A 10,569-nucleotide genomic window follows, 5' to 3' on the forward strand; every position below is an offset into this window, starting at 1 on the left:
CCGCTTCGCTCCGGCAGCGCTCGCACGCGCTGACCCCCCGGTGAGCGGCCTCTCCGCTACGCTCCGAACCGCTCACGATTCGTGGTCCCCACGTTCCAGCAACGACTCTTCCAGGTCCATGTCCCGCTGCGCCTGGCGCAGCGTCTCCTCGGGGATTCTTCCGGTGTCGCGGGCCTGCCGGAACACCTCCCGCTCCGCGTTGAGCATCTCGCGCCGCAGGCGGGCGTACGCGGCGGACGGCGTTTCCCGGTCCGAGCGGCCCAGCCGCTCCCAGGCCATGTTCGACCGGCTCAGGGCGACCTGCCGCAGCCGTTCCACGACGCCCTCGGGCGCGTCGGCGGCGACCTCCTCCAGCCGGCGCTTGCCCGCCCGCGACGCCTCGTGCTGGACCGACGCCTCCGCGAGCGCGTCCTCCTTCTCGTCGTCGGGCGGGACCTTCAGCCAGCGAGCGACGGTCGGAAGCGTGGCTCCCTGCAGTACCAGCGTGGCCACGATGACGCCGAAGGCCAGGAGCACGAAGAGTCCGCGCGGGTAGTCATGGCCGTTGGCGAGCTGGGTGGGCAGCGAGAGCGCGGCCGCCAGGGTGACCGCGCCGCGCATGCCGGCCCAGGAGATGACGGCGGGAGCGGCCAGGGGCGGCGACGGGTCGCGGCGGCGGACGCGCGGGATGAGGCGGGTGAAGTACGTCGTGGGAAAGAGCCAGGCGATCCGCGTGACGATGACGACACCCACCACGGCCGCGAGGGCGCCCATCGTGAACCAGAACGACCGCTCGACCTCCATGATCAGGCTGCGCAGCTGCAGCCCGACGAGGAGGAAGACCGCCCCCTCCAGGAGGAACTTCACCATCCGCCAGAAAGCATCCATCTGCAGCCGGGACGCGGCCGACATGAGCGTCGGCATCCGGTGCCCGAGCATCAGGCCGGTCACCACCACGGCGACCACGCCGGACGCGTGGATCGACTCGGCCGGCAGGAACACCACCCAGGGAGTGAGCAAGGACACGGCGTTGTCGATGAGCGGGTTGGTGATCCGTTTGTGGACGAAGCCGATCACGATGCCGCCCGCCACGCCGATCGCGACGCCGCCGACGACCGCGACCGCGGCCTGCTCGGTGATCGACCAGGCGTCGACCGCCTGGCCGACCGCCGCGGCGACGGCCACGCGCAGCGTCACCAGGGCGGTCGCGTCGTTGATGAGGCTCTCGCCTTCGAGCACGGTCACCACCCGGCGGGGCAGCCCGATCCGCCGGGCGACCGCCGTCGCCGCCACCGCGTCCGGCGGCGCGACCACCGCTCCGAGCGCGAAGCACGCCGCCAGCGGTACCGCCGGGAGCAACAGGTTCAGGGTGAACCCGACGGCGGCCGCGGTGAACAGCACCAGGCCGACCGCCAGCAGGAGGATCGGCCGCAGGTTGAACTTGAACGCCGGGACGGACGTCTCGAGCGCGGCGACGTAGAGGATCGGCGGCAGGATCCCGAGCAGCACGACCTCGGGCTCAAGCTCGATCTCCAGGACGCCGGGGATGAACGAGATGCCGATCCCGACGACGACCAGGAGGATCGGGGACAAAACGCCGATCCGGCGCGCGACCACGGAGGTCGCGACAACGACCGCGATGAGTCCGACGACGTTCTCCAGCCCGTGCACGGGGCGAAGCCTATCCAGACCGCCCGTGCGGGTGAGGGGCTACTCCTGAGAGACTGCACCCGCACGTGCATCGAGCCGTCACGTAGGAGAGGATCGTCCCTATGTGTGCGGCGCGACAAATACCTGGGCCCTTTGGGTGGGTGTGAGCATGGCCGACGTCGGCACGACGGTGGGTCTGCGCAACCGGCGGCTCGGACCGCTCGCCGGCGAGCGCATCCGCGTGCTGCTCGTGGAGGACGACCCGGGCGACGCGTTCCTCGTCCGTGAGCTGCTCGCGGAGGCGGACGCGCCGTTCGACGTGGAGATCGCGCAGACCATGCGCGAGGCGCGGCTGCGCTTCTCCGACATGCAGTGCGTGCTGCTCGACCTCGGCCTGCCCGACGCGAGCGGTCTCGACGGCCTGCGCCAGGTGCTGCTGGAGGCGGCCGGCACCGCGGTGTGCGTGCTCACCGGCCTGGAGGACGAGCACCTCGGCATCGCCGCGGTCGCCGAGGGCGCGCAGGACTACCTGGTCAAGGGCACGGTCGACGGGGCCGGGCTGTCGCGGGCCGTGCGCTACGCGGTCGAGCGCAAGCGCGCCGACGAGAACGCGCGGCTGCTGCGCGAGTCGGAGCTGCGCCAGGCCGAGTCGTCCCGCCTCGAACGGGGGCTGCTGCCCAAGCCGCTGATGGAGGGGGTGTCGGCCGACCTCTTCTCCATCTACCGGCCCGGGCGCGACCGGGCGCTGCTCGGCGGGGACTTCTTCGACGCGATCGGCGTCGAGCACGGCGCCCGCCTGCACCTGCTCATCGGCGACGTGTGCGGCCACGGGGTCGACGAGGCGCCGCTCGGCGTCGCGCTGCGGGTCGCCTGGCGGGCGCTCGTGCTGGCCGGGGTGCCCGAGGACCAGATCCTGCCGTCACTGGAGCAGGTGCTGGTGAGCGAGCGGCGCACCGACGAGCTGTTCGCGACGGTGGCGGTGGCGACCGTCGACCTCGCCGCCGCCACCGCGCGCATCCGCCTGGCCGGCCACCCGCCGCCGATCGTGCTCACCGGCGGCCGGGCCGAGCCGGTGGACGTGAACCCCGGGCTGGTGCTGGGCGTCATGCCCGGCCTGCACCGGCCGGCCACGGAGGTGGCGCTCGGGCCGCCCGGATGGTCGTTGCTCCTGTACACCGACGGCCTGATCGAGGGCGCCGCCGGGCCGGACGCGGTCGCCGGGGAGCGGCTGGGGGTCGACGGCCTGTGCCGGGTGCTGGAGAGTCCTTCCCGTGCGCGGCCGCCGGAGCTGCCGGCCTGGCTGGCCCAGCAGGCGGAGGCGCACAACGGCGGCCCGGTGTTGGACGACATCGCGGTACTGCTGCTGAGCCCGCAAACCCGATGAGGATGCCATGACCCCAGCCTCCTGGTCGCTCTGGCGGCGCATCATCGCGCTCTGCGCGGTGGTTGCCGGGCTGCTCGGCCTGATCGCCGTCAGCTCGACGATCACGGCCACCGCCAACCGCACCGCCACCAACAGAGTGATGGACCAGCTCACCCCCGCACTGGTCAACACCGAGCGCCTGTACTCGCAGCTGCTGCGCCAGCAGACCAGCACGCGCACGTTCGTCCTGACCGGCCGGGACTCCGATCTCGACACGTACCGCGACGCCCAGGAGCAGGAGCGCACGATCCTGGCGGACACGGAGCGGCTGCTCGCCGGCGAGCCGGCGCTGCTCGCCGGGGTGCGTGACGTGGCGGCGGCGACCCAGCGGTACCGGAGCGAAATCACCGAACCGTTGATCGCGGAAACGCGCTCCAGCGGGCCCAGCCCGGAGCGCGCCGCGCCGAGCGACCGGTCACGGACCGTGTACACCGCCGCCTCGGACGGTATCAACGCGCTGGCCCGGTCGCTCTCCATCCGCCGCGACGAGGTCGCCAAGCAGGTGCGCTCGACCAGCGGCACGCTGATCCTGCTGCTCATCTTCGCCGCCGTCGTCGTGGTCGTGGCCGGCGCGGCGCTGGCGCTGCTGCTCCGGCGGCTGGTCACCCGCCCGGTGACCGACCTCGCGAGCGAGGTGCGGCGGGTCGCCGGCGGCGACTACGACCACGAGATCCTCGGGACGGGGCCGCCCGAGCTGGCGGCGCTCGCCAACGACGTCGATGTCATGCGGCGGCGGATCAACGCCGAGCTCACCGACGTGCAGGAGGCCCGCCGGCTGGTCGAGGAGGCCAACCGGATGCTCGAACAGCAGGCCTCCGAGCTGACCCGCTCCAACCGCGACCTCGAGCAGTTCGCCTACGTCGCCAGCCACGACCTGCAGGAGCCGCTGCGGAAGGTGGCGAGTTTCTGCCAGCTGTTGCAGCGTCGGTACTCCGGGCAGCTCGACGAGCGGGCCGACCAGTACATCGGCTTCGCGGTCGACGGGGCGCAGCGCATGCAGCGGCTCATCAACGACCTGCTCGCCTTCTCCCGCATCGGGCGGATGACCAGCGGGTTCACCGACGTGGACCTGAACAAGGTGGTCGTCGACGCCACCGCGCAGTTCGACGCCCAGCGGGAGGCCACCGGCGCCGAGATCGCATTCACCGACCTGCCGGCGGTCCGCGGCGAGGAGCCGCTGCTCGGTGCGCTCTTCGGCAACCTGATCGGCAACGCGATCAAGTTCCGCCACCCGGACCGCGCCCCGCGGATCGCGATCGACTACCGCCAGGTCGACGGCGAGTACGAGATCAGCGTCGAGGACAACGGCATCGGCATCCAGCCCGAGTTCGCGGACAAGGTGTTCGTCATCTTCCAGCGGCTGCACGCGAAGGAGACGTACCCCGGGACGGGCATCGGGCTGGCCATCGCGAAGAAAATCGTCGAGTACCACGGCGGGCGGATCTGGATCGATCCGTCGCACCGCGAGGGTACTCTGTTCCGGTTCACGCTGCCGGTGCCTGAGCCGGCCGCTGACAGCGTCCCCCTGATCGAGGAGTCTGTGTCATGACCGCCCCCATGGAATCGTCCCTGCCGATCGAGGTGCTCCTGGTCGAGGACGATCCGGGCGACGTGCTCATGACGCAGGAGGCGTTCGAGGAGCACAAGGTCCGCAACAAGCTCAACGTCGTCCAGGACGGCGAGGAGGCGCTGGCCTACCTGCGCCGCGAGGGCAAGCACGCGGAGGCGACCCGGCCAGACCTCATCCTGCTCGACCTCAACCTGCCCCGGGTCGACGGGCGGGAGGTCCTGCAGGTCATCAAGGAGGACCCGGACCTGCGCCGCATCCCGGTCGTGGTGCTGACCACCTCGCAGGCCGACGAGGACATCCTGCGCAGCTACTCGCTGCACGCGAACGCCTACGTGACGAAGCCGGTGGACTTCGACAGCTTCATCGCCGTGGTGCGGCAGATCGACGAGTTCTTCGTGAGCGTCGTCAAGCTGCCGCCCCGCGGCTGACGTCTACTGCAGTTTCGCCACCTTGGCGAGCAGCAGCGCCTCGGCGACGCAGACCCGCTCGAACTCGCCGAGGTGCAGGCTCTCGTTCGGGCCGTGCGCACCGGTCTCGGGGTCCTCGACGCCGGTCACCAGGATCGCGGCCTTCGGGAACATCTCCTGGAACGTGGCGATGAACGGGATGGACCCGCCGACGCCCATGTCGACCGGCGCGGCGCCGTCCCAGGCCTCGGTGAACGCCTGCCGCGCCGCGTCGTAGGCCGGCCCGGTCGCGTCGATCACGCAGGGCTCGCCGAGCTGCTCCAGCTCCACGCTCACCTGCGCGCCCCACGGCGCGTGCCGGCGGAAGTGCTCGACGATCGTGTCGTACGTGCCCTGGGCGGTGTCCCCGGGGGCAATCCGCACGCTGAACTTCGCCTTCGCGGCGGGGGTGAGCGCGTTCGGCGCCCCCACGGTCGGCGGCGCGTCGATGCCGAGGATGGCGATCGCCGGCCGGGTCCAGAGCCGCTCGACGAGCCGTCCGCTGCCGATGAACCGGACGCCCTCCAGCATCCCGGCCTCCGCGCGGAAGCGGTCCTCGGGGTAGTCCAGCGGCGCCGACTCGGTCCGAACCAGCCCGTCGACGGCCACGTCCCCGTTGTCGTCGTGCAGGGAAGCGATGAGCCGCGACAGCGCGATGAGGGCGTCGGGAACCGGGCCGCCGAACATTCCACTGTGGACGGCCTTCTCCAGCACGCGCACCTCGACGAACCCGTTGACGATCCCCCGCAGCCCGGTCGTCAGCGCCGGCTGGCCGATGTCCCAGTTGCCGGAGTCCGCAATCACGATCACGTCCGCGGCGATATCGTCGCGGTACTCACGGAGAAGGTCCTCGAGCGACTCCGACCCGTACTCCTCCTCGCCCTCGATGAAGAGCACGACACCGACCGGCAGATCGTCCCCGAACGCCCGCAGCGCCGCGATGTGGGCCATGACCCCGGCCTTGTCGTCGGCGACCCCGCGCCCGTACAGCCGCCCGTCGCGCTCCACGGGCTCGAACGGGTCGGTCTCCCACTTGCTGGCATCACCGATGGGCTGCACGTCATGGTGCGCATACAGCAGCACCGTGGGCGCCCCGGGCGGCGCGGGCCGACGCCCGATGACGGCCGGCTGCCCACCCTTGCGCACGATCCGCACGTCAGGCACCCCGGCCCCACGCAGCAGCTCCGCCACCGCCTCGGCCGACCGCTCGACGTGCCCATGGTCAAACCCGGCAAAGGCAATCCCCGGAATCCGCACGAGCCGCTCCAGGTCGGCCCGCACGCCTGGCATCTCCCGCCGGATCGCGGCGCGAAGTTCTTCCTCGGTGAGCACAGTCATGCTGTCGAACTTACTGCCCCGCACATGCCCCCACCCCACAACCCCACACCTCCCGCGTACGCGGACGGCGGGATGCGGACGGCTGGACACGAGCGGACCTCCCTCTCCTGACCGGCCGGTCCTGGGCGGCTCGTCGTCCTGGGGCGGCTCGTCGTCCTGGGGCGGCCGGTCGCCCTGGCCCGGCTGGTCCTGAGACGGCTGGTCCTGGGGCGGCTCGTCGTCCTGGGGCGGCCGGCTCGATCCGCGACCGGGCCGGCGGGCGCGTTGGCGGGGCTGGATCGCGGCCGCCCGGCGGACGGCGCCCAACGCCGTCGAACCAGGCCGCCGCCCACGCTCAATCCGCGCCTCCTACAGCAGCCGCGCACCCTCGTGGGCACGCGCGCTCTCGCGGAGCGCGCGCCAGTCACTCCAGCGCGCCAGGTCTCGCGGCTAATGCGGCGTCCGGGAACGTCGGCCGGGTTGCCTCCCGGAGGGAGGGTGCCCTGGTCGTGCGACATTCCTGGCGGGAATACCTATTCCGGTCAGGAATGTCGTCCAGCGGCACACCGGGTCCGCCGGGCACGGGCCGCGGAGCAAGGACGGCCGGCATCCGGGCGAACGCGCGCCATACCGGCCAACCTTGGTGGATACCGCACTAACCGGTCGGGCTGGTGTCGCTGCCGTCGGTGCCGTTGCCCTTCATCCAGCCGCGCATGCGGCCGGCGCTTGCGCCCACCCACTCGCCGACGTCGGAGGCGCCGTCGCCCAGTTTGCGGAGCAGGGACACGAGCGGGTCCTGGGAGCGGTTGAAGGCCTGACGGTAGGAGGCCGCGGCCGCCTTGATCTCCTCGCTCACCGAGGCGTCGCCGTCGCCGTCGCGGCGGGGGTAGTCGCCGGAAAGAATGCGCTGATACTCCCCGCTGTCGATCCAGGCCCGCACCTCGGCGGCCCGGGCGACCGGCATCGGGTGCGAGCGGGCCGTCACCATCCGGATCTTGATCAAGCTGTCCCGCAGGTCGCCGGCCCGGTCGAACTCGGCCGCCTGCTCCAGGAACGCCGTGGTGTCGATCTCCGACAGGTCGCCGCCGCCGGCCAGCTTCATCGCGAGCCGCAGCGACGCGGCCGGGTCCTGGCAGGCGAGCAGCCCGGCCCGGTCGGCGGACAGCTCGGCCTTGCGCCACCACTCCATGAGCGCCGCGACGATCGCCCGCAGCACCATCGACCCGACCGGCAGCCAGGAGAGCCGCACGGCCCAGTCGGTGAGGATCATGACCATCGTCCGGTACACCGAGTGGCCGCTCACCAGGTGCCCGAGCTCGTGGCCGAGCATGCAGCGCAGTTCATCGTCGTCGAGCAGCTCGACGGCGCCGCTGTTGACCACGATGAACGGCTTCGACATGCCGATGCACATGCCGTTGATCGCCCGGTCGGCCTGCACGTAGAGCTCGGGGAGCTCGGCGATGTCCAGCGACTGGCCGGCCTCGGCGAGCAGCCGGTGGACCCGCGGATACTGCCGGTGGTCGACGCGGATCGCGTTGCCCAGGAACTGCAGCCGCCAGGCCCGTTCGTTCCACAGCGCGTGCAGCGACTTGAGCACGTCGTCGAACCCGCGCAGCTCCCGCAGCGCCACCAGGGCCCCACGGTCCGCCGGGTGTTCCCAGGCCCGGGAGCTGATCCCGGTCAACACCACCCGCCGTCGCGCCGGAGGGTTCCCATTCTGCGCGTCCTCGGTGCTCATCCGCCCCGCCTCCCCGTCTGCCGCTCACGCGTCCTTGCGATCATGGGCCGCCGACCGCCACGAACCAGCACGTCAGTTCGCCACGCTCATCGGATCGTCTCCCAGTTTTACGCAGGTCGTCTACCCGCCCGGCACGATGATGTACTCAATTTGCGGATCGTGTTCGACGCGCGGCGCTCCGTCGACCCGCAGGTCGACCGCGTCGGCCGTCGGATCGCCGCCGAAGTGCACGTCCTCGTCCGCCATCCACCGCTCCCACTGCGGCCGCAACGCCTCCCCGTCCCGCGCCAGCCCCCGCGCGAGCCGCAACGCCCGCGGCGCCTCGACGAACACCCCCAGGGTGAGGTCCGGCCGCATCCCCGCCGACGCGCTGCCGACCCCTTCGACCAGCAGCACGTGCGGCACCTCCAGCGCCGACCAGGTGTCTTCGAGCCGCTCGGCGCTCCAGTCGTACCGCCGCAGAGCCCCCGCCCGCCCCGCCCGGAACGGCTCGAACACCCACTCCCGCAGCCGGGGCTGCCAGGCCAGCAGCTTGGTCCAGCCGTCCAGGAAGTCGTCGGTGTGCAGCTCGGCCACGGTGTTCCCCGTGGCCCGCAGCGCACCCGCCAGCCGCCCCGCAAACGTGGTCTTGCCCGACCCGGCCCGCCCGTCGACCCCGACCAGCCGCACGGCCCCGAGCCGGGCCGGCCGCGCCAGCACCGCCCGGGCCAACTCGTCGAACCGCCCCCTGCCCGCCCCACCGTCGGCCGCGCCCTCATGCCGCCCGGCGCTCGCGCCACCGCCGGGCAGTCCCTCGGCCGCGCCCTCATGCCGCCCGGCGCCCGCGCCGGTCATCGGAGGCCCGGGAGGATGGTCGGGAGGCCGGCCGGGGCGCCGCCCTCGATCAGCCGCCAGAGCGCGTCGGTGTCGAGGTGCTCCTCCACCAGGTCGCCGAGGACGTCAACGGTCCGCTCGCGCAATGCGGCGAACGACGTATCCGGCGCGACCTCGAACCCGTGCCGCCCCGCCAGCCGCGCCGCCTCCGCGAGGAACGCCCGCCGGAACCCGTCCGTCTCGAACGCGCCGTGCCAGTGCGTCCCGAACACGTTCCCGGCCACGGCCCCCTCACCGCCGCCGCCCGGCAGCCGGATCAGCGGCTCCGCGTCGCTCCGGGTGACCGTCCCGTGATGGATCTCGTACCCCTGCACCGCCACCCCGCCGAACGCCGTGCCCACCGGCAGCGCCAGCGTCTTGCGCTCGGCGAACGCGATGTCCACCGGCAGCAGCGCCAGCCCCGACACGTCCCCGCGCCGGCTCTCCACGTCGTCGCGGATGCGCTCGGCGAGCATCTGGTAACCGCCACAGATCCCCAGCACCGCCTTCCCCGCCGCCGCGTGCGCCCGCACGGCGTCGGCCAGCCCACGCTCGCGCAGCCACTCCAGATCGTCCACTGTGGACTTGCTGCCGGGGATGACGACGAGGTCGACGTCGGCCAGGTCGGCCGGCTCGACCGTGAGCCGCACCTGGACGCCCGGCTCACACGCGAGCGCCTCGGCGTCGGTGGCGTTGGACAGCCGCGGCAGCCGGACGACCGCCACCCGCAGCCACTGGCTCCCGCGCGCCGCCGCGGGGCGGCCGAGGACCCGCCCGTCGTAGGCGAGCGAGTCCTCCGCATCCAGCCACAGGTCAAACGACCAGGGCACGACGCCGAACGTCGGCCTCCCCGTGAGGCTGGTCAGCGAGTCGACGCCCGGCCGCAGCAGGCCGGCGTCCCCCCGGAACTTGTTGATGACGAACCCGGCGATGTGGGCCTGGTCGCCGGCGTCGAGCAGCGCAACCGTCCCGTAGAGCGCGGCGAACACCCCGCCCCGGTCGATGTCCCCGACGACGATCACGGGCAGGTCGGCCGCGCGCGCCAGGCCCATGTTGGCCAGGTCGGTCGCCCGCAGGTTGATCTCCGCCGGGCTGCCCGCCCCCTCGCAGATCACCACGTCGTGCCGCCGTCGCAGGTCGTCGAGCGTCTCCAGCACCGTGGCCCGCAGCCGGTCCTTGATCTCGGCGTAGTTCGCGGCGCCGATGTGCCCCACCGCCTGCCCGAGCACGATCACCTGGCTGGTCCGGTCGGAGCCGGGCTTGAGCAGCACCGGGTTGAACCGCACGCTCGGCGCCAGCCCGCAGGCGACCGCCTGGAGCGCCTGCGCCCGCCCGATCTCGCCGCCGGTGCCGTCCGGCTCGATCGCCACGGCCGAGTTGTTGGACATGTTCTGCGCCTTGAAGGGCGCCACGTCGACCCCCTGCCGGCGCAGCCACCGGCAGATCCCCGCCGTGAGCATGCTCTTGCCGGCGTCGGACGTCGTGCCGGCGACGAGGAGCCCGCCCTTGCCGCTCATGCGCCCTCCGCTCCGCTCCGGCCGCCTGAGCCCCACCCTGAACCCACCATGAGCGGCCTCCTCCACTTCGCTCCGGA

The 10,569-nt window shown here is 72.5% G+C and carries 8 protein-coding genes; 3 read left to right on the top strand and 5 right to left on the bottom strand.

Annotation, left to right across the window (positions count from 1 at the left end; all coding sequences use genetic code 11):
• Positions 1 to 72: 72 nt before the first annotated feature.
• Entirely contained in the window at positions 73 to 1,650 is a 1,578-nt protein-coding gene (locus IEZ31_RS54935) for a Na+/H+ antiporter (RefSeq protein ID WP_190258149.1), read from the bottom strand.
• A 148-nt stretch (positions 1,651 to 1,798) separates the two neighbouring features.
• Here IEZ31_RS54935 and IEZ31_RS54940 point away from each other — a divergent pair, with 148 nt between their 5' ends.
• From IEZ31_RS54940 to IEZ31_RS54950, 3 genes are read left to right on the top strand one after another with little or no spacing between them, the layout of a single operon-like run.
• A complete protein-coding gene (locus IEZ31_RS54940) occupies positions 1,799 to 3,013 on the top strand; it encodes a PP2C family protein-serine/threonine phosphatase (RefSeq protein WP_190258150.1) in 1,215 nt (404 codons plus the stop codon).
• A 7-nt stretch (positions 3,014 to 3,020) separates the two neighbouring features.
• On the top strand, positions 3,021 to 4,601 hold the full coding sequence (locus IEZ31_RS54945) for a sensor histidine kinase (protein ID WP_190258151.1): 1,581 nt from the start codon (positions 3,021 to 3,023) through the stop codon (positions 4,599 to 4,601).
• Positions 4,598 to 5,050, top strand: coding sequence for a response regulator (locus tag IEZ31_RS54950; RefSeq protein ID WP_190258152.1), 453 nt, complete (start codon positions 4,598 to 4,600; stop codon positions 5,048 to 5,050). The genes IEZ31_RS54945 and IEZ31_RS54950 overlap by 4 nt, the downstream gene beginning before the upstream one ends.
• A 3-nt stretch (positions 5,051 to 5,053) precedes the next feature.
• On the opposite strand, the gene IEZ31_RS54955 is transcribed toward IEZ31_RS54950, so the two are convergent.
• The 4 genes from IEZ31_RS54955 to IEZ31_RS54970 all read right to left on the bottom strand — a co-directional run bounded on the left by IEZ31_RS54955 (position 5,054) and on the right by IEZ31_RS54970 (position 10,492).
• The gene (locus IEZ31_RS54955; RefSeq protein WP_190258153.1) at positions 5,054 to 6,406 is read right to left on the bottom strand and encodes a dipeptidase; all 1,353 of its coding nucleotides are present in this window, start codon (positions 6,404 to 6,406) and stop codon (positions 5,054 to 5,056) included.
• Between the two features lie 634 nt (positions 6,407 to 7,040).
• Positions 7,041 to 8,123 carry a M48 family metallopeptidase gene (locus IEZ31_RS54960; protein ID WP_190258154.1) on the bottom strand — a complete coding sequence of 361 codons (1,083 nt, stop codon included), beginning with the start codon at positions 8,121 to 8,123 and terminating at the stop codon, positions 7,041 to 7,043.
• Between the two features lie 120 nt (positions 8,124 to 8,243).
• Complete coding sequence (locus IEZ31_RS58790) at positions 8,244 to 8,957, bottom strand: uridine kinase family protein (protein WP_190258155.1); 714 nt, start codon at positions 8,955 to 8,957, stop codon at positions 8,244 to 8,246.
• Positions 8,954 to 10,492 carry a cobyric acid synthase gene (locus tag IEZ31_RS54970; protein ID WP_190258156.1) on the bottom strand — a complete coding sequence of 513 codons (1,539 nt, stop codon included), beginning with the start codon at positions 10,490 to 10,492 and terminating at the stop codon, positions 8,954 to 8,956. The genes IEZ31_RS58790 and IEZ31_RS54970 overlap by 4 nt, the downstream gene beginning before the upstream one ends.
• Between the last annotated feature and the right edge of the window lie 77 nt (positions 10,493 to 10,569).

The organism is Dactylosporangium sucinum (genome assembly GCF_014647515.1).
In the GTDB taxonomy this organism is placed as follows: domain Bacteria; phylum Actinomycetota; class Actinomycetes; order Mycobacteriales; family Micromonosporaceae; genus Dactylosporangium; species Dactylosporangium sucinum.

Excerpts from the sequence above, each read along its gene's own strand:
- IEZ31_RS54940 (WP_190258150.1), top strand. The coding sequence starts at position 1,799 with ATGGCCGACGTCGGCACGACGGTGGGTCTGCGCAACCGGCGGCTCGGA.
- IEZ31_RS54945 (WP_190258151.1), top strand. The coding sequence starts at position 3,021 with ATGACCCCAGCCTCCTGGTCGCTCTGGCGGCGCATCATCGCGCTCTGC.
- IEZ31_RS54950 (WP_190258152.1), top strand. The coding sequence starts at position 4,598 with ATGACCGCCCCCATGGAATCGTCCCTGCCGATCGAGGTGCTCCTGGTC.
- IEZ31_RS54955 (WP_190258153.1), bottom strand. The coding sequence starts at position 6,406 with ATGACTGTGCTCACCGAGGAAGAACTTCGCGCCGCGATCCGGCGGGAG.
- IEZ31_RS54960 (WP_190258154.1), bottom strand. The coding sequence starts at position 8,123 with ATGAGCACCGAGGACGCGCAGAATGGGAACCCTCCGGCGCGACGGCGG.
- IEZ31_RS58790 (WP_190258155.1), bottom strand. The coding sequence starts at position 8,957 with ATGACCGGCGCGGGCGCCGGGCGGCATGAGGGCGCGGCCGAGGGACTG.
- IEZ31_RS54970 (WP_190258156.1), bottom strand. The coding sequence starts at position 10,492 with ATGAGCGGCAAGGGCGGGCTCCTCGTCGCCGGCACGACGTCCGACGCC.